We start from the raw sequence: 17,932 nt of genomic DNA, 5'->3' as shown, positions 1-17,932 counted from the left end.
TCCATGTCGTTGCTTGAGAACAAATCGGAGCGATGTGGGGGTGGCGAGAGGCTGATCAGACGGTAGTGACTCAAACTTGATGGGGCCGAAATTGTCAGGCTTGTGCACTTCGATCGGGGTTCTGAGTTCGAAGACCGCGTGATGTGGCGAGCCTTGTCTGGGGTGAATCCCCCAGGCGGTCGATTCATTCTGGTCAATCGCTTTCGAGATGTCCCAATCCTGCTGATTGAAATCGGCCGAGGGATTGATCAATGGGACGGGCTGGTCATCGACGAACAGCTCGAACTCGGACAGGTGTAGATTGCCATTGTCCTGGCGACCGGGGCCTTTATGCGGCAGGCTGTCGTCCGTCAGAACTTCGAGCCGGATGGCGGTGATCCGTTGAAGTGATGCGAACTTGTTTGTGCTGCTGTCAACATGATGTGAATCCACGTCCGGTACGGGCGGACTCTCCGTGGATCCAGCAATGCTGGAGGGGGTCCAGACGACTGTAACAGTGTCTTTGTCGGGGCGAGGACCACTGGAGAGGATTGAATCATCCTCCAGTCTTGATAAGGAGGCTCCGTCAGACGAAGTGAAAGCATCGCCCGCCACAACCACCCATCGGGCTTCGCGAGATTGAAGACCTGCCTCCCACGCTGCGACTTCCTGCTGAACCTCCGGCGTCTGCAGACGGGCGAGTTGTTCGGCAGATCGCTGTTCCAGTTCGCGTTTTGTGCGGGTCAGCGACTTTCGTTGCTGATGGACAGCAGGATCGAGATCATATTGCCGATTGGCACGCTCAACCCCGGAAAATACGGCTTGCAATGCGTAGTAGTCGTGCTGGGTGATCGGGTCGAATTTGTGGTCGTGACAGCGGGCGCATTGGACAGTCAGGCTGCAGAAATTGTTGATGACATTGGCCAGCATATCGTCCCGGTCGAGATAGCGGGCGATTTGCCGGTCGAGCGTGTCCTCGCGAATGTCGCGCAGAGAACTTTCGTCCCAAGGGCCTGCCGCGAGGAATCCCAGGGCGGCAGTCTTCCGCGGGTCGTCGGGAAACAATGCATCCCCCGCGATCTGCTCCTGCACAAACTGAGAATAGGGCTTGTCGTCGTTGAATGCCTGAATCAGATAGTCACGGTACGGCCAGGCATGTCCGCGGATACGGTCCTGGTCGTTGCCGTGTGTTTCGGCAAAGTGCACTGCGTCCAGCCAGTGGCGAGCCCAACGCTCGCCGTAGCGAGGAGAGTCCAGCAATCGATCGACCAATGTTTCGTAGGCTTTGGGATCAGGGTCGGCGACGAATTGATCGACTTCGGCAGGTTCGGGAGGAAGTCCCGTGAGAGTCAGATAGACACGGCGAATCAGCGTTCGGCGGTCCGCCTCAGGATTCGAACGAAGTTTGAGCTCCGTCCGCTTCTGCTGGATGAAAGCGTCGATGGCGTTAGAACCGCTCTTGGCCACTTCGTCAGGCAGAGGGACCGGCGGAGAGATGAGTGCCTTGAGAGACCACAGATCAGATTTGTTCGCGAGACGTCCGGCGGCAGAGTCCGGCCAGTTTGCTCCCTGATCGATCCAGCTTTTCAACGTGGCGATCTCGGTGGCCGAAAGCCGCTCTCCGTCGGGGGGCATCGTCAGGTCGCCGGTCCCAGTGACAAAGGAGATTAAAGGGCTTTCGTCGCTCTTTCCTGCAATGACATTGGGAGCAAAGGCGTCTCCCTGGGTGAAAGCCGATTCGCGGACATCCAGTCGAAGGCCCCCTTTTTGTTTATCGGGCCCATGACACCGGATGCAGGACTTTTCCAACAGAGGTTGAACATCGCGAACGAAATCGATCGGGCTATTCGTGACTGAATCAGCAGCGACAGGCGTCGCCGGTTCGTCCGCTGGACTCTGTCCTCGCAGTGAGAACAGAGTGACCGTCACAAAAAGTATGGCCAGCGATTTCTGGTTCACATTCGCCTCGGCCGTCAGAAGCAGAGAGGTCTGTCACCAATGCTCATTCATCACAGTGGCGTCGTTACGGGAGATTCAGGTCGCTCTTGGCGTCCTGTCCTGTTTCCTTCGCTCGCATCTCGACGGTCACCTGTGATACAGGTTTGAAGTCGCTTCGAGGTGCCTGACCATCTTTGACTTCACGGGTGAGCTTCGTAGCCCAGCGGGCAACGCCAAACGGAGCTTCCGGGCTTTTCCAGATCGTCGATTCCTGCATGGTACGGCTGATCGCACGCTCAATTGTGATCTCACCTTGGAACTGGGTTGTTTTGAAGGAGCCAATTCCGACTTCCGCATCGACGTCTTCCGCGACGACTTCCAGTTCGCGATAGTAGCCAATCAGGATGCCCAGCGGGTAAAGCTGTAATGCCGGCTCGGTCAACGGCTTGGGTTCAGACTTACCGACTTTGCGGAAACCCTTGACGAGGGGCAGAAAGCTAATGGGGACGCCTTGATCGTCCACGCTGTCCGCCACGACCGCCATTTCGGGGATCAGGACTTTGTAGATCTCAAGGCCGGTCAGCCCGGTATCGACCTTTCCGTCCCGTTCACGCCCTCTTTCGATCTTAATTTCGACCCAGCGGCAGGGGACGGATTCGCCCCGGTACTCTGCCGTCTCCTCGCCGACGGATTTGATTGTAACATGTTCAATCCAGGGCTCGATTTCGAGCTTTCCGGCCGCAGTTTCGGGACGGAACTCGATTTGAGAGTAGATCCCCTCATACCGGACCCAGGTACCGTCGGCTGGCAATTGACTGACGATTCCCTGGCCCCAACAGAGCCCCCCCATCATGCAGGCGATTCCCGCGACGGCCGTTGTGAGAAAACCCCGCATAAGTCGCACCCTTTGTTCTGATCAACATGTGACAAAATGAGTTTGGCATAGAGAGCCAGAGCTGACAAGTGAGAAATTCGATGCGTTGTTGAGCGGTCTGGGTAAAGGTTCAGCCGCCTCTTGGGCGATGATTTCTCGGTTTATTCATCAGTCATATCCCCGTCACAACCTGAACCGAACGTCCCGCAGCAGCACAATCGTCAGTCTGAACTCCAATCCAAGTCCGATTTGCCCTGGATGGCGGCAACCATCTCCCAATTTGCGGGCACCATATTCATTCCTGTACGGACCCCGATGTTTGCGAACGTCCGAGTAAGCTGCTGCCACAATCATTCAAAGTGTGGTTGATGTGATTCTAAGGGTAGCTTTCTGGAACATTTTCCTGCGACAGTTTTGTCAATTTGACAATGTAGAAAACGAACCTTGGCGCACTTGACGAGTCTTATCTAGCGTCTATCGTTGGTTGTGACGATTTTTGAAGAAGTGCTGAAACTTTTGGCACGCTGGGTGCATCTATAAAACGCTGTCGCCATGTTGGCGGACAAATTGCTGCACTGGAATTTTGGTCTTCTACCCAATGGGACGGAGGCTGTGATGACAACTGAAGATGCTGGAACTGTGAACAGTTTGAGTCCTCAAATTGTGGTTCGGCGGCTTGCGGCTGCCGAGGGATATCTTGAACTGGGCCTCCCGAATTACGCTCTGGCTGAATTGAATACTGTGACGGACCCTGGCCCGTTCGCACCAATCGCCGAGTTGTTTCGGGGCGAGGCTCTGCAAGCTCAAGAAAAATATGCTGATGCCATCGAACCGTTGAACCGGGCGGCGCAAATGTTCCCGTCGCCGTTCAATCAGCGTGCTCTTCTGGCACTCAGCAACTGCTATCGACACGATGGCCAAATCCAACTGGCCGACGAGACCGCTGCCGCCTTGGACATGCCGGATGATGTTCCGGTTGGTGCAAAGTTGATTATTGCGCCGATTTTTCATGTATCGAAATCGTCTGGTCGCCGCACGAGCGACGATCAGAACTAGGTAGAACAGAACCCGCCTGGCAGCTTCATTTGCTCGCCAGGCGGTGGGGATCTTCCGTTTCCGTCCGGGAGTGTCGGCAATCTGCCGACACTCCCGTTTTCGTTGCTGCGGAAGGAATAGCTAGTTTGGCAGGGCTGCCAATTCGGCTTTCCGCTTAGCAGCAATCTGATCGACGACAGCCTTTACGGCATCTGTGAGTGGTACCCGTTCAGACTCGGCAGCGTTTCTCCACTTGAGTTCAACGATCCCTTCCTTGAGGCCTTTGCCGCCAAAGTTCACACGCAGAGGGATACCAATCAAGTCCGCATCCTTGAACTTCACACCGGGGCGCAGATCGCGATCATCGAAGAGGACGTCGACCCCTTGAGACCGGAGTTCGGCGTACATCTTTTCGGCGGCTGCAAACGTCTCAGGTTCATTTGCGCCGATCACGCTGAGAATGACTTCGTATGGAGCAATCGAAAGTGGCCAGATCAGGCCTTGCTCGTCGTGCTTTGTCTCCGCCAGGCCCGCGAGAATCCGGTTCACGCCAATTCCATAGCACCCCATGATGATGGGCTGGCGATTCTCGGTTTCGTCATCGTATAGGGCACCCATGGAGACACTGTACTTGGTGCCGAGTTTGAAGACGTGTCCGACTTCGATTCCATGCACCAGTTCGAGCGTTCCTTCACCCCGCGGACTGGGATCCCCTGCAGCCGCATTACGAAGATCAAACGTCGTCGTTAGTTGGTAGTCACGCGCGACGTTGACGTTGACCAGGTGATGGTCCCCTTCGTTTGCCCCGACGATGGCATTGACGACGAGAGGTACGTCGTGGTCGGCATAGACAGGGCATTTAATGCCGACGGGCCCGGCAAATCCAACCGGAGCACCAGTCACTTGCGCGATCGTGTCAGGGTCTGCGAGTTCCAGTGTCGCGGCGGCCAGTGCGCGCCGGATCTTTCCCTCATTTGCTTCATGATCGCCTCGCAGAAGGACCGCGACAGGCTTGCCATCCGCAAGGTAGACGAGCGTTTTGATCGTCTTCTCTGGTTTGCACTTGAGAAACTTGCACAGCGACTCGATGCTGCCGACATCGGGTGTGTGAAGCTTTGTTAATGGCTTGGCGTCGGGTGACGTAGTGATCTCGGGTGGCTTGCGACCGGTTTCTGCCCGTTCCAGATTGGCCGCGTAATTGGTTTTCTTGCAGAAAACGATCTGGTCTTCACCGTTAGAGGCCGGGATCATGAATTCATGCGAAGCATCGCCACCAATCGGACCGCTTTCGGCTTCAACTGGGATGTAATCGAGTCCACAGCGGGCGAAGATCCGGCAATATGCGCGGTATATCTTCTGGTAAACTTCGTTAAGCGACTCAATCGATGAGTGGAAGCTGTAAGCATCCTTCATCAGGAATTCGCTGGTTCGCAGGATTCCAAAGCGGGGACGCTCTTCGTTTCGGAACTTCGTCTGAATCTGATAGACCGTCAGCGGCATCTGGCGGTGGCTGCTGAGGTGGCGTGACATCAAATCGGTCACGACTTCTTCATGAGTCGGACCAAGTGCCATATGGACGTTCCGATCACCTCGCCGGACGTTGAAGTTGATCAGCACGTTGCCGAAAGCTTCCTTGCGGCCGGTTCTTTCGAACAGGTCAATCGGTTGCAGTGCCGGCATGAGGATTTCCAGCGCTCCCGTCGCGTCCATTTCTTCCCGGACGATCGCTTCAGCCTTTTTCAGGGCGCGGACACCCAGCGGCAGGTACGTATAGGCCCCTGCCATTAGTTGTCGGATCAGTCCCGCACGCAGCATCAGCTGATGACTGGGGACCTCGGCGTCCGACGGGATTTCCTTCATCGTCGGGATAAATGTTTGTGACCAGCGCAAGGCAGATTCCTTTCAGATTAATCGATCAGTTAATGGAGCCAGGAGTGTATTCCGTGGAACACGGCGAGTGAAGTGCGGTTATTTACCCGCAATTTTTGCAAAGAACCCTTTCGCCCGCCTGCTCTCGATGAACGGTTCTGGCTGGTTGTGTCATTCTGTCAGGACAGAGAATCGAACCCGGGTGACGTTGTTGCGTGCGGCGGTGAGTAGCAGCGGTTCGACTTTACTGTAGGGAACCGTTCGGTCAGCCCGGATGCGTAGTTCCGTGGCGGTTGCCCCATGCCTGGCGATCAGTTGCTGCAGACGCTGTTCGACTTCTGCTTCAAGAATGGGAGTTGTTCCCATTGACAACAGGCCCGTTGGTGTGACGGTGACCACCAGACGACTCGGCGATTCGGCTTCGTCTTTTCCTTGTGATGCCAGTGGAAGATCAATCCGTTCCAGATGTTCATTTCGAATGAAATGACTCGCGACAAGGAAAAAGATGATCAACAGGAACACGACATCGATCAGTGGTGTAATGTTGAATGTGAAGCCCCGATCTTGCGTCCGCGAGGGGATTCTCATCCACGAGTCTCCCGCCGAGCTGGTGTCGCACTTGCGGGGTCGGCTGCCGCGCTCGTCCTCCGTTCGTCGCGCCGTCTTGCGGATGATCGCTTGAAATCGGCAAAAACTTGCTCGGCTGTCAGTGCCGTCTGAGCCACCAGTTCGTCGATTCGGTTGCGGAAAAAACCAAAAGCGGCGATGGCGGGAATCGCGACAATCAATCCGAACAGCGTGGTCACCAGGGCCTTGTAAATCCCAGGTGCCAGTTCACTGACCTGCGGATTCGCTTTGCGTTCGAACTCCATGAACGCCAGGATCATTCCCCAGACGGTTCCCATCAGGCCGAGCATCGGAGCAACGGTGCTGATCATGGAGAGGTACTCAATTTTCCGCATCAGCCGCGCGGCCTGCTGGGCGGCGGCGTCCTCCATGGCTTTCTCGACTGCTGAATAACCGAGTTCAATTTCCCTCAGTCCTGCGGCGAGTAGGTACCCCAGAAAGCTATGGCTGGCGACACTCCGCTCCTCAGCGACTTTAATCTGACCTTGGGCAATCAGCTTCTGAATATCCTCGCTCAGCCCCTCGGGCATGAGTGTCCGCCGACGAATCGTCAGCAAGTGTTCGAAGATCAGCGCCAGCATGGCGAGGCTGAGAGCCACGATGATGTAACCAATCGCGCCGCCGTCGGCGAACATCTGTCGGACATCGATTGTGGGGACGGGTGGGCGTGCTACCGCAGCGGTGGGTTCTTCCGCGAAGACGGCTGTCGATGGAATGAGCACCACGAGGCACAGAAAGGCGATCCGCAAAACCCCGATCCAGAAGTTCGTCATTCTTCAGCCAACTCCTTCAGCCGACGCCTCATTGTCGTGGCTCTCAATGACAGGTAAGCCTTCGTGAAACAGAGGACGCTGGTTTTTGCATGGTGCTCTCAACCTCGCGGCAAGTTTTCCGTCAGACGACCAAATGGGACGAGCGACCGACGTCGTCCTACGGTAGCAGCAATTCGGGAAGGTTGGCAGATCGACTGCCGGGAAGCGGAGGGTTGTCCGCTGATCGAAATGTGAAGACGACCGAATACTTTGTCTGATTGGACGAATTCCGGCTGGCGGCGTGAAGCGTCCGGCAGTGGAAAAAGAGGACGTCGCCGGGGTCGAGTGAGACGAACTGCTTCGTGCTGATCAGGTCTGCATTCTCTTCAAGGTCGCTTCGGAAAAAGAGTTCTTCATCCAGGCGGCGGCGATCGAGCGTCAGTGTATGTGAATGGGGAATGACCTGCAGGCAGCCATTCTCAGGTTGCTCTGTTCCCAGCGCGATCCATGTATTGATGAGCTCTGGACGTTGAAACGACCAGTAGCGGATATCCTGGTGCCAGCCCGTCTCGCTGCTGAACTGGGGTTGCTTGGTCATGATGCAGTTGTGATGTGCGAGAGGACAGACGACTCGGGGACCGAGTAGCTGTTTGAGTCGTCCCAGCACTTCAGGTCGAATCATCCATTCCGTGAACAGAAAGCTGCGGCTGTGTGCCTGCTTGAGACGCCGAACCGTCCGGCCTCCTTCCGCCTCCCGTGATTCGGGGGCGCCAGGGTAGTGCAGATCCGCCTCGTACTCGATCGGCTCAACGCTTTCCCTGAGGCCATAGTCTGTCACACGACGCATTGCAGCGACATCGTCTGCCGCCGCCAATCCGCGCACGACGATAAATCCATCTCGTCGAAATTGTTCGAGTTGTGATTGGGTAAACAGCTGCGTCGCGAGGTCGAGTGTGGCTGACGGCACGTCAACAAACTCCGTTCCAGTTAGGTGGCTCATCCTTTGATGTCAAACTCTTTTATCTTCCGATACATCGTGCGTTCACCGATGCCCAGCATATGCGCCGCCTCTTCGCGTTTTCCCCCTGTCAGTTCCAATGCACACTGGATGTAGTACTTTTCGACCTCGGTAAAGGGGCGGCCGATCAGGGAATCCGCACCGTGGACATGCCCCTGTCCATCCTGATTTTCCGCATTTAATCCGAGTGGGGCAATGTCGGGGGGAAGGTCGTCGATATCAAGACGTCCATCCTTGTCCAGAATGATCATCCCTTCGAGCGCATTTCGAAGTTCGCGAACGTTGCCGGGCCATTCGTAAGCGATCAATGCCTGTTGGGCCTGACGCGTGACGATCGGCAACGGGCGATGATGACGCGCCGAGAGTTGTTTAAGGAAGTAATCAACCAGCAGCGGTATATCGCTGCGACGCTCACGTAGTGGTGGAAGCTCGATCGTGACGACTGCCAACCGGAAGTAGAGGTCTTTGCGGAAGGTCCCTTTTCGGATCCCTTCCTGCATGTCGGCGTTGGTGGCGGCAACGACACGAACGTTGACGTCCATCTCTTCATTGGCGCCAATGCGTGACACTTTACGGTCTTCCAGAACTCGCAGCAGCTTGATCTGGGTCGCCATCGGCATTTCACCGACTTCGTCGAGGAAGAGCGTTCCTCCGTTGGCGTATTCGAATTTTCCAATTCGTTTTCCCACCGCGCCAGTGAAAGCTCCCTGCTCGTGTCCGAACAGTTCTCCTTCGAGCAGGCTTTCCGGCAGGGCGGAAATGTTCAGGGGGACAAAGGGTTTATTCTTGCGTTCGCTATTCTGGTGCAGGGCCCGTGCGGCCAGTTCCTTGCCCGTTCCGCTTTCGCCCAGAATCAGGACCGTGCTGTCGGTGGAGGCGACGCTGCGCAGCTTTTCCATGACCCGCTGCATGGCCGGGCTGTTGCCAATGACCCCTTCATAGCCAAATTTTTCGTCGAGTCTGCGGCTGAGTTCCGCATTGCTCCGCAGGAGTCGCACCCGGCTGGATGCCTTCTCGACCGCATGTCGCAGTTCGGTGATGTCCAGGGGCTTGGTGAGGTAGGTATGGACACCGTGCTGGCCGGCGGCGACTGCTGTCTTGATGGACGCGTGGCCTGTCAGCAGAATGACTTCCGCGTCGGGGAGCTCTTCTTTGGACTTGCGGAGAACTTCGAGACCATCGATTTCATCCATCATCAGATCGGTGACGATGACGTCATAAGTCTGGCTCTCGATCAGCGCGACCGCCCGTTTACCAGAAGCAGCGACAGTACAATCGTACCCCACCCGTTGCAGGCTCTCCGCGACCGCTTGAGCGTGAGCCTCGTCATCATCGACAATCAGTACGCGGATCGAGATCCCGGAGAGATCGACCTGAGTACCTTCCTTCCCCGACATGCGGAATGCCTTGTTAAATCTGTGAGATCGATCGAAATTCAGTAGTTGAGTTTCTGGTCAGGAGCTTGCGTTGTCTAGTTTAGACCCCCGATTGGAATAAAACTACCGGCCATTTCAATGACTCGATTTCCGTGCGCAATTTCTGATGCATTCTACTGCGGCGGTTCTCTGAATCGGGGAGCGCAAATTGCCCCCACAAGCTCAAGCGCCCAAGGGAAGTGCAGGGACCAGGCGGCTCGACAACCGCAGTGGTTTTGCGAGCTCGGGCAGCACTTCAGGGGCCTGACCGTCAGCGGGCCCGTCGTGCCTTGCACAATTGCCTCAGTCGGTGAGGTTTACGCCCGGCGGGTGATCCCGATGTCTAGGCAGAACTGTCCGTCGGTTCCTTCTTTGTTCTGCTTTGCACCTGCGATGAGAGGTAGTGCAGGTGTCGCTTGGCATACTCCAGCCAATCGCGAGCCCAGACGAATTCAGTGGCGAGAATCGCCAGGCCAAGCGGAATCACCAGCACTGCGGGGCCAGGAAACACGATCATCGCGATGCCGATCAACAAGACGGTCGACCCCAGGACGAACACCACGATTTTCCGTGCCTGTTTCCAAAGCCAGACACGGAATCCCGACGGCTCTGTGACCTGAAAATCCGCTTTCTCAGTCGCGTCGTCGTCATTGTTGGGTGCGTTGCGATCGGGTGACTCCATCCCTGCTATCTCCTGATACAAACCACTAACACAAAAGCGGAACACAGAAAATACCGTTCCGCAACGAGTGCAAGGTTCTCGTAAACCCGAGAATCTTCTTCCTTCGGTTTGAGGGCTCGGACATAAACGCAGCGAAGGAAAGGGTTTCTATTGGTGGGGATGGAGTTGTGCCAATCGATTCGGCTCCGAGTTCTGGAATGAATGCGTCCAAGTAAAGAAACGCGATGGGGCTCGAGAGGATCACTCACCTTTCCACTGAGGGACGCGTTTTTGCAGAAACGCCGAGATTCCCTCTTGGGCGTCATGCTTTAACGCGTTATCTGTCATGATGTTAGTCGCTCGGTCGTACGCCGTGGATTCGTCCAGATTCAGTTGATCATAAAACGCACGCTTGCCAAGTTGGAGGGTCATGGGACTGCTGGCGACAATCGCGTCCGTCAACTCCTTGACTGTGGTGTCGAGCTCCGCGGCAGGCACGACCCGGTTCACGAGCCCGACTTCGAGTGCTCGATCGGCGCTGATGGGAATTCCTGTGAGCAGCATCTCCATTGCAACTTTGGCCGGAACGGCTCGTACGAGGGGCACCATCGGGGTCGAGCAGAACAGTCCGATCTTGACGCCCGGGGTGGCAAATTTGGCTTCCGCTGCGGCCACCGCGAGATCGCAAGCCGCGACGAGCTGGCAGCCGGCGGCAGTCGCAAGTCCCTGGACCCGTGCGATCACGGGCTGGGGAAGTCGTCGGATTTGTTGCATCACACTCGAGCAGCGTGCGAATAGGGCTCCGTACTCACTTTCGGATCGCCCGACCATCTCACCCAGGTCATGACCTGAACAAAAAACAGGCCCCGCGGCAGCGAGAACCACGACTCGTGTTTGAGGGTCGCTGGCAATCTGGGTCAACGCCTGGCCAAGTTCAGTCAGCATGGCCTCTGAGAGTGCGTTACGTCGCTCGGGGCGATTCAGGGTCAATCTCGTGACACCAGATTGAGTTTCAACAAGCAGCATGGTGGTTCCCGTCTCAAACTGAATACAGGCGGTCGTCGGCAAATGAATTGGAATCTGGAATAGAGAGTATTCTGCATTAGAGTAACTCACCCGCGTGAGTGCTCCGTAGCGTGCAGATCAACCCGCTGAAGATCTCGCTACCGTGGAAGGTGTGCCGATTTTATCTTCATTGGGCTATGGCTGTCCTCATGAAACGAGCTGACCTATCAATGTGGCCGTCTTCGCTCAGGCATGGGGACAGGGGGCTACGAGGAAGCGGGAAGCTCCCTTCTTCCTCGGAAAAGTCAGCTCTGATATCGAGATGCACAAGAAGGTGGCATTTGGGGGCCAGCGAACCGGCCCCAGAATGCCATCCCTAGGGGTTCAGCTTGCTTTTACGATGGGGTTGGTGAGCGTCCCAATTCCCAGAATTTCAATGCTCGACGTATCACCATTGAGGAGCGTGAAATTATCGGGCGGGACGATTCCGGTACCTGTCAGCAGGAAGGCGCCGGTGGCGAGGTCATTCTCGCGTGTCAGCCAATCGACCAGTTCGTCGAACTCCCGTTTCATCTGTCCCAAGTCGGTTTCGCCGCTGAACACGGTGCTGCCATCGCGCTCAATGGTCAGTCGAATCTTTGTTGCGGTCCGATCGAGTGGCTTCTCGGGGATGAGGATGAAGGGGCCGAGGCCGCAACACTGATTGTAAACTTTGGCCTGGGGGAGGTAGAGAGGATTCTCTCCCTCAATGTCTCGTGCGGACATGTCGTTTCCGACGGTGAATCCAACCAACCGTTTGGCAGGAGAAATCACCAGCGCCAATTCCGGTTCGGGGACACTCCAGTTACTGTCGGCACGCACTCGCAATGGCTCGCCTGGCCCGGAGACTCGGTTCGGGGTGGATTTGAAGAAGATCTCGGGACGTGGTGCGGTGTAGACGCGGTCATAGTGAGACGCACCCGTCTCCGACTCCTGCATTCGAGCCACCTGGCTCCGTTTGTAGGTCACGCCAGCCGCCCAGACTTCCTGTCGGTCAATCGGCGCGGCAATGGTCACCAGTCGTGGATCGAGCAGCGGTGCCTTGGGGTCGATCAGGAATCGAGCCAGACCGATCGGGTCGGGAGAGTTCACGATGTCCATTAAGGTGCGGGCATGGTCGACTTGAGTCAGGTCCAGCAGCCGGAACTGTCCGTCATCTTCGACCATCGCAACTCGAGTGGAACCATCAGCCAGGCGCAGCTTGGCGAGACGCATGAGGATACCCTTAGGGACGAGCTTTCAGTGGAAATGTCAGGCTGCAGAAGATCGCAGAACGACACCCGGCTCGCAAGTAGTTCGTGTTGTCGCACCGCGGCGGGTGGCCACCGATGACGCAAGAGCGACCACTTCACCATCACGAAGATGCTCCAAGGATGGAAGGCCGGGATGAGGGAGCGTTGAGTAACCATCAATGCAAGTGCCGATTGCGATCGTGTTCCTCACTGAGCACCCCCGCGGCAGGTCGAATTCTGTTCTTTGTTTTCATGGTACTACCGCTGCTGTGGGTTTGTAGCGGTTGTATGCACGGTGTCCCGTTGCAGCTTTTTTTGTGCAAGCGGACTCAATGGTTCTCGTGGGCGATTCAGGCCGATATAGTGACCAGGAGCGGTCCGACTAACCTTTGCCGGATACAGAGTGAACATTGAGCATCCTCTGCGGGAGAATGATCTTCATGCAATGTTACCTGCCACGCAGGCTGATGGCTGGCCTTCGCATTGATGTCGGTTTCTGGTGCGGATCACTCCGTCACACTGCGAGCCGCCCCTTCCGCGGTACCTGTTTTCGGCTTTTGCTCTTAAGCGCAGTACTTCTGCTGTCGAACAAACTCGGTTTATGTGCCGATGCGACGCCGGGAACGGCAGCGAGATCCCGCCACTGGGCGTTCCAGCCAGTAGTACGACACACCGCTCCTGATCATGCGGTGAGGAGGGTCTCGAAGCTCGAAAATGAAATCGATGCTTTCATTGCTGCTTCGCTCGAGTCTCAGGGGCAGCATATTTCTGAGCCGGCAGATCGCGCGACCTTGCTGCGCCGAGTCACGTTTGATCTTGTGGGGCTTCCCCCCACTCCAGAAGACGTGGCCGCATTTCTGGCGGACGATTCTCCTGACGCATTCGAACGAGTCGTCGATCGGCTTTTGAGTCACCCCCACTACGGCGAGACATGGGGCCGGAACTGGCTGGATGTCGTTCGCTTTGCGGAGACCGCAGGGTTCCGGGAGGATCCTCTCCGTCCTTACGCTTATACGTACAGGGATTATGTCATTCGCTCGTACAACCGCGATCTTCCCTTTGACCGGTTTGTGATGGACCAACTGGCCGGAGACGAGCTTTTTCCGGATGATACAGAATCACTCGCAGCGACTGGCTACTGCCGGATGTGGCCGGACGAAAGTAACGCCTCGGACATTCTGTTGGCTCGACAGACGGCGCTGGACGACTTGACCGGGAATGTCGGAGCTGTGTTTCTGGGGTTATCGATTGGATGTGCGCAGTGTCACGATCACAAGTTTGACCCGCTGCTTCAGACCGACTTCTATCAATTGCAGGCCTTCTTTTCTGGAATTGTGCTGGAAGATCAGGTTCCGCTCGGAACACGGGATCAACTGGCCGCATATCGTCAGGAGGAAAGCGCCTGGCTGGCAGAGACGGCAGAACTGCGTCGGGAACTGGCTCTCCTCGAGCAACCAGCGCGCGTGAAGCTGCAAGGTGAGCGGCGAATGAAGTTTCCTGCGGAAGTGCTCGAGGCATTGGATACTCCGCTGGAAGACAGAACGACGATGCAAAGGCAACTGGCGTTCTGGAGTGCGAGGCAAATGGGTGTGAAGGAAGAAGACATTCCGAAACATCTCGACGAAGCGGCACGGGAACGCCGGGAACAGGTGCTGGCGAGTCTCGCTACGGCCAGGCAAAGGCAGCCGCGGCCGCCTCGTGAATCCAATCTGATGGCTGTTGCAGAGCTGACGTCGATTCCTCCTGCAACCTTCCGGATGGAGTCGGGGAGCTATGATCAACCGCGAGAGCAACTGGAGCCTCATTTTCCCGTCGTATTAAGAACCGAAAAAACGGCCGCTGCTCCTTCCATCGCGCCCCCTACCAATCGAACGTCAGGACGCCGCTCCGAGTTGGCTCGCTGGCTCGTATCTGCGGATCACCCATTGACGCACCGCGTCTGGGTGAATCGGCTGTGGCAGGGGCATTTCGGACAGGGGTTGATTGCTAACGCCAACGACTTCGGTACGCAGACGCCTGCGCCAGTGCATCAGGACCTGTTGGACTGGTTGGCGAGCGAATCGATTCGGCAGGGGTTCCATTCCAAGCCGCTTCACCGACGGATCGTTTCATCGGCGACTTACCGTCAGGCTTCCTCGCTGAAATCGGATTCGGACTCGCTGTCTGGAATCAAGGAGTCTCACGAAGTCGCCTCACCTTATTCGGCGTTTCCTCGTCACAGGCTTTCCTCCGAGCGAATCCGTGATGCGTGGCTGGTCGCTTCGGGACAGCTCAACGATTCCATGTACGGACCGGGCACCCGACCGGAGCTTCCTCCGAACTTCACCAGCCTGGAATGGAAAGTGAGTGAGCCGGCCCAGCAGGTGCGGCGTTCCGTTTATCTGTTCGCAAAACGGAACCTCCCGTACCCGATGATGGCTGCATTCGATTTTCCGGATATGCACGAAGCCTGCGGTTGTCGAACCAAGACGACGATTGCTCCACAAGCTTTAATGCTCCTCAATGACCGAATCATTCTTAACGCGGCGCGACAGCTGGCATCTCGAGCACGCTTGGAAGCCACTTCGGCTGACCCGGCGGCGACGGTCGAACGAGCCTGGCAGATCGCATTCAGCCGCACTCCGACAGAAAGTGAAGTTCGTTCGGCCCTCAAGTTCATTGCCGACCAGTATCAACTGGTGACGGACGCTGCTGAGCCGACAATAGGAGAGACCCCGGGGCGAAATACCGAGCACGAAGCTCTCGTGGACTTCTGCCACGCTCTCCTCAACGCGAACGAATTCCTGTTCGTTGACTGAATTCGTCGACTGAAGGGGTGGCAGGATGTGCGGAGGGCAACGATGAATGCCCTTCCGCCAGTACGCTTGCTGATCGCCAGCAAATGAACCCACTTTCCGCATTGCCGTAGGGCGAAGTGTCCGTGCTTCCTGGCAGGACTCCTTCGCTTTCGAGGCCTGCTCATAATGACAGTGCGTGTTTGTCAGTTCGAATCGCAGCCAAACACGCACTTTGCCCGGAATGAGTCACACTACGATCGCAGTCCGGCGGAAGACATCAGCTTCCGAGTTTCTCGATACGCTTCTTCCACCCACGCTTCGATCTGATCGGGCTCGGGGCTGTATTCGAGTTCGATCGAGACCGCGCCATCGATTTTGAGCTTCGCAATTTCTTTGAGGTAGGGCTCAAACTGAACGACACCGCGACCGGGAGGGAGGTCTCCATGCACTTTGCCGTCGCAGTCAGAGATGTGGACATGAATCGCTTTGCCGGCAAGCTTTCCGATGTCTGTTGAGGGAACATTCGCCAGGACAAGGTGCGAGATATCGATGTTGGCTCGCACCGCATCATGATCCACATCGTCAATGAAACGGACCATGTTGTCGATGTTGTTGAGAAGCGAGAGTGGGAACGGTTCGAGTTCCAAGGCGATTTTCAGGCCGAGTTCCGCTGCGTAATCACCCAGGCGCTGGCAGTTCTCGACTGCGAAACCCCATTGCTCTTCTGCCGGAATGACTTCGTGATTCCAGATGTACTCGCCCAGAACCAGCAACACGTTGCTTGCGGAGAATTCGTAAGCGAGATCAAGGTACTTCGCCACGCGGTCAACGTGAAACCGCTGCACACTTGGATTGAAATCGATAAGCCCGGTTGCGACGCAGCAGATCGAGACGATCGGCAAGCCGTGACGATCGCACTCGCGTCGGATCAGTTGACGTTCCCGCACATCGATGTCGAGCGGATCGGCGAAGATATCGATCGTATCAAAGCCCAGCTTTTTGGTTTGTTCAATTCCCCAGGCGGTTTCACGTCCCGCCTGAGCCCACGCTGAGTTGATCAGTCCAAGCTTCATTGCTGCATTTCTCTGGTTCTAACCTCCGACGGAGTGTCGGATTATTTTTTGTTGCGGAAGAGTTTGTCGAGGCCATTTTTCACGGCGTCGTCGAGTTTGTCGCCAACCTTATCCTGAATCAATCCTTCCAATGCGGAATTGCCGAATTGCTTCGTCAGATTCCCCAGAACACGCGAATCCAGTTGAGGACGCGTCAGTGTCCCATTGATTGGAATCTGAACGGACTGTCCTTTCAGGCCCGCAAAAATCTTGTTGTCGCCCAGCCATTCATCCCGGATTGCGATCTCGGCAACAAGTTGAATTGTCTCATCGGTCCCGACCGAGCCCCTCGTCTTAACCGAGACGTTCTTTACCATGAAGGTCATGCCTTCGTGGTAAACTCGCCCCTGTTCCAACTTGAACGGAATCTGCTGTTCTGGCATCTGCAACCAGACCCGTTCCTTACTCAGTTCCCCTGCCTGACGACGCAGCAGAAGAGCCTGGATCTGGTCGATGGCTCCCACAATCTGAAGTGCCAATGGGCCCGGACGGACTTGAGCTGTGTGCACGGCGAGGGACCCCGCAATGCTGCCGGTAGCCGGATCAAGCAGCGGCAAGGAAGCTCCAGCCACATCCAGTGAAAGCTTTCCTTCGACTTCTGCGCTGTCTGCCAGAGTTGGAACAACGAACTTCAACCATCCATGGCACAACTCAGGTGACAGCCGAATCTGATCGATCACCTTTTCCTTCGGCAGGGTGAGCAGCATCGGATTCGTTTCGAGGTGTACCGTGGGGGTAAGATGCAGCTTGCCTTCGTTGACCACCAGATCGAGTGGAGCGAATTGGCAGATGCCCTGTTCCATTTTCATCGAAATGTCACCGGGGCCGGCGACGATTCCATAGACGTTGGCCGTTGACCAGCCCACACCCGCCTGAGCGGTCAGGTCTGACAAGCTACTTGTACCGGGCAACGGTGCAGGTCCCGCAGCGTTCGAACCGGGGCGAAACGAAACTGTCGAGGCTTTCGTCTTGCCTGGAGGTGTTGTTGCCGGGGGGGGCGACGCGCTGGCGAGCGATCCTTTGATGGAGAAGGGACGACGGTCCTTGCCAGTGAGCTGGATGTTTTTACCGAGTTGCTCACCAAATCGTCTCACCAAGCGTTCCCAGTCATAGCCCAGTTCGCCGCTCAGATCGATCGACTGTGTGGTCAGGCATGCGTCTAACTTGCCGTTCGCACTGACAGAAACTCCATCGACATCAAGGGTTGACGATTCGAGAACCAACTTGTCAGCAGCGACATTGTAGGTGCCTCGAGCCGCCGCTTTGAGCTGAGGTTCTTTCCAGAGTGCGACCCATGCGGGGGGGCCACCTGGTGGAGTGCTCAATCCTGCGACGACCAGCTTGTCGATTTGCGTAACGAGGTTGGCGGTGATGGCACCCTCGTTCTGCTGGAGATCGGCTTTACCACTCAGCGAACCAATCAAGTAGTACTCAGGATTCTCCAGTGCGAGATTTTTCCAGTGAGTGATCTGTTTCAAGTCTGCTTGATAGGTCGCTGTTCCTACCAGGCGAGTCAGTCCCTGCGGGCCGAGGGCACAATCCAGGCCATCAATTTCCACCGACAGCGAACTTCCAGCCAGCGACGTTTTTGGTGAGGTC

14 protein-coding genes are annotated in these 17,932 nt (G+C 56.3%); 2 read left to right on the top strand and 12 right to left on the bottom strand.

Annotated elements, in window-relative coordinates; genetic code table 11:
• Together VGE80_RS00755 and VGE80_RS00750 are read right to left on the bottom strand one after the other, a co-directional pair.
• Nucleotides 1-1,938 (bottom strand): DUF1549 domain-containing protein (locus tag VGE80_RS00755; protein WP_440591322.1); only part of this gene is annotated, 1,938 nt, incomplete at its 3' end.
• 64 nt (nucleotides 1,939-2,002) lie between these two features.
• Nucleotides 2,003-2,812 (bottom strand): hypothetical protein, encoded by an 810-nt coding sequence (locus VGE80_RS00750; RefSeq protein ID WP_373649260.1) that lies wholly within the window; start codon nucleotides 2,810-2,812, stop codon nucleotides 2,003-2,005.
• 594 nt (nucleotides 2,813-3,406) lie between these two features.
• Here VGE80_RS00750 and VGE80_RS00745 point away from each other — a divergent pair.
• Complete coding sequence (locus tag VGE80_RS00745) at nucleotides 3,407-3,847, top strand: tetratricopeptide repeat protein (protein ID WP_373649259.1); 441 nt, start codon at nucleotides 3,407-3,409, stop codon at nucleotides 3,845-3,847.
• 120 nt (nucleotides 3,848-3,967) lie between these two features.
• On the opposite strand, the gene VGE80_RS00740 is transcribed toward VGE80_RS00745, so the two are convergent.
• From VGE80_RS00740 to VGE80_RS00705, 8 genes are all read right to left on the bottom strand, one after another.
• The gene (locus VGE80_RS00740) at nucleotides 3,968-5,716 is read right to left on the bottom strand and encodes a proline--tRNA ligase (RefSeq protein ID WP_440591321.1); all 1,749 of its coding nucleotides are present in this window, start codon (nucleotides 5,714-5,716) and stop codon (nucleotides 3,968-3,970) included.
• Nucleotides 5,717-5,866: 150 nt separating this feature from the next.
• Nucleotides 5,867-6,283 carry an ExbD/TolR family protein gene (locus VGE80_RS00735; protein WP_440591320.1) on the bottom strand — a complete coding sequence of 139 codons (417 nt, stop codon included), beginning with the start codon at nucleotides 6,281-6,283 and terminating at the stop codon, nucleotides 5,867-5,869.
• A complete protein-coding gene (locus VGE80_RS00730) occupies nucleotides 6,280-7,095 on the bottom strand; it encodes a MotA/TolQ/ExbB proton channel family protein (protein ID WP_440591319.1) in 816 nt (271 codons plus the stop codon). Before VGE80_RS00730 ends, VGE80_RS00735 begins: the two co-directional genes overlap by 4 nt.
• A gap of 157 nt (nucleotides 7,096-7,252) precedes the next feature.
• On the bottom strand, nucleotides 7,253-8,041 hold the full coding sequence (locus tag VGE80_RS00725; RefSeq protein ID WP_397568497.1) for a phytanoyl-CoA dioxygenase family protein: 789 nt from the start codon (nucleotides 8,039-8,041) through the stop codon (nucleotides 7,253-7,255).
• A gap of 29 nt (nucleotides 8,042-8,070) precedes the next feature.
• The gene (locus tag VGE80_RS00720; RefSeq protein ID WP_373649254.1) at nucleotides 8,071-9,489 is read right to left on the bottom strand and encodes a sigma-54-dependent transcriptional regulator; all 1,419 of its coding nucleotides are present in this window, start codon (nucleotides 9,487-9,489) and stop codon (nucleotides 8,071-8,073) included.
• Between the two features lie 361 nt (nucleotides 9,490-9,850).
• The gene (locus VGE80_RS00715) at nucleotides 9,851-10,189 is read right to left on the bottom strand and encodes a PGPGW domain-containing protein (RefSeq protein ID WP_397568498.1); all 339 of its coding nucleotides are present in this window, start codon (nucleotides 10,187-10,189) and stop codon (nucleotides 9,851-9,853) included.
• 240 nt (nucleotides 10,190-10,429) lie between these two features.
• Nucleotides 10,430-11,194, bottom strand: coding sequence for an enoyl-CoA hydratase (locus VGE80_RS00710; RefSeq protein WP_440591323.1), 765 nt, complete (start codon nucleotides 11,192-11,194; stop codon nucleotides 10,430-10,432).
• A 363-nt stretch (nucleotides 11,195-11,557) separates the two neighbouring features.
• Nucleotides 11,558-12,427, bottom strand: a complete 870-nt coding sequence (locus tag VGE80_RS00705) for a fumarylacetoacetate hydrolase family protein (protein WP_373649251.1) — start codon at nucleotides 12,425-12,427, stop codon at nucleotides 11,558-11,560.
• A 457-nt stretch (nucleotides 12,428-12,884) separates the two neighbouring features.
• Here VGE80_RS00705 and VGE80_RS00700 point away from each other — a divergent pair, with 457 nt between their 5' ends.
• Entirely contained in the window at nucleotides 12,885-15,242 is a 2,358-nt protein-coding gene (locus tag VGE80_RS00700; RefSeq protein WP_440591318.1) for a DUF1549 and DUF1553 domain-containing protein, read from the top strand.
• A gap of 230 nt (nucleotides 15,243-15,472) precedes the next feature.
• Here VGE80_RS00700 and VGE80_RS00695 read toward each other — a convergent pair whose 3' ends face one another.
• The gene (locus tag VGE80_RS00695) at nucleotides 15,473-16,294 is read right to left on the bottom strand and encodes a sugar phosphate isomerase/epimerase family protein (RefSeq protein WP_440591317.1); all 822 of its coding nucleotides are present in this window, start codon (nucleotides 16,292-16,294) and stop codon (nucleotides 15,473-15,475) included.
• A 41-nt stretch (nucleotides 16,295-16,335) separates the two neighbouring features.
• Nucleotides 16,336-17,932 (bottom strand): hypothetical protein (locus tag VGE80_RS00690; protein ID WP_440591316.1); only part of this gene is annotated, 1,597 nt, incomplete at its 5' end.

The organism is Schlesneria sp. (genome assembly GCF_036405755.1).
GTDB classification, from domain to species: domain Bacteria; phylum Planctomycetota; class Planctomycetia; order Planctomycetales; family Planctomycetaceae; genus Schlesneria; species Schlesneria sphaerica.
The sequence above is the reverse complement of the archived record's forward strand: the minus strand, read 5'-3'. Positions and strand labels throughout refer to the sequence as shown.

Bases quoted from the DNA above. Each gene is read 5' to 3' on its own strand.
- VGE80_RS00750 (WP_373649260.1), bottom strand. From the start codon at position 2,812: ATGCGGGGTTTTCTCACAACGGCCGTCGCGGGAATCGCCTGCATGATG.
- VGE80_RS00745 (WP_373649259.1), top strand. From the start codon at position 3,407: ATGACAACTGAAGATGCTGGAACTGTGAACAGTTTGAGTCCTCAAATT.
- VGE80_RS00735 (WP_440591320.1), bottom strand. From the start codon at position 6,283: ATGAGAATCCCCTCGCGGACGCAAGATCGGGGCTTCACATTCAACATT.
- VGE80_RS00730 (WP_440591319.1), bottom strand. From the start codon at position 7,095: ATGACGAACTTCTGGATCGGGGTTTTGCGGATCGCCTTTCTGTGCCTC.
- VGE80_RS00720 (WP_373649254.1), bottom strand. From the start codon at position 9,489: ATGTCGGGGAAGGAAGGTACTCAGGTCGATCTCTCCGGGATCTCGATC.
- VGE80_RS00715 (WP_397568498.1), bottom strand. From the start codon at position 10,189: ATGGAGTCACCCGATCGCAACGCACCCAACAATGACGACGACGCGACT.
- VGE80_RS00710 (WP_440591323.1), bottom strand. From the start codon at position 11,194: ATGCTGCTTGTTGAAACTCAATCTGGTGTCACGAGATTGACCCTGAAT.
- VGE80_RS00705 (WP_373649251.1), bottom strand. From the start codon at position 12,427: ATGCGTCTCGCCAAGCTGCGCCTGGCTGATGGTTCCACTCGAGTTGCG.
- VGE80_RS00700 (WP_440591318.1), top strand. From the start codon at position 12,885: ATGCAATGTTACCTGCCACGCAGGCTGATGGCTGGCCTTCGCATTGAT.
- VGE80_RS00695 (WP_440591317.1), bottom strand. From the start codon at position 16,294: ATGAAGCTTGGACTGATCAACTCAGCGTGGGCTCAGGCGGGACGTGAA.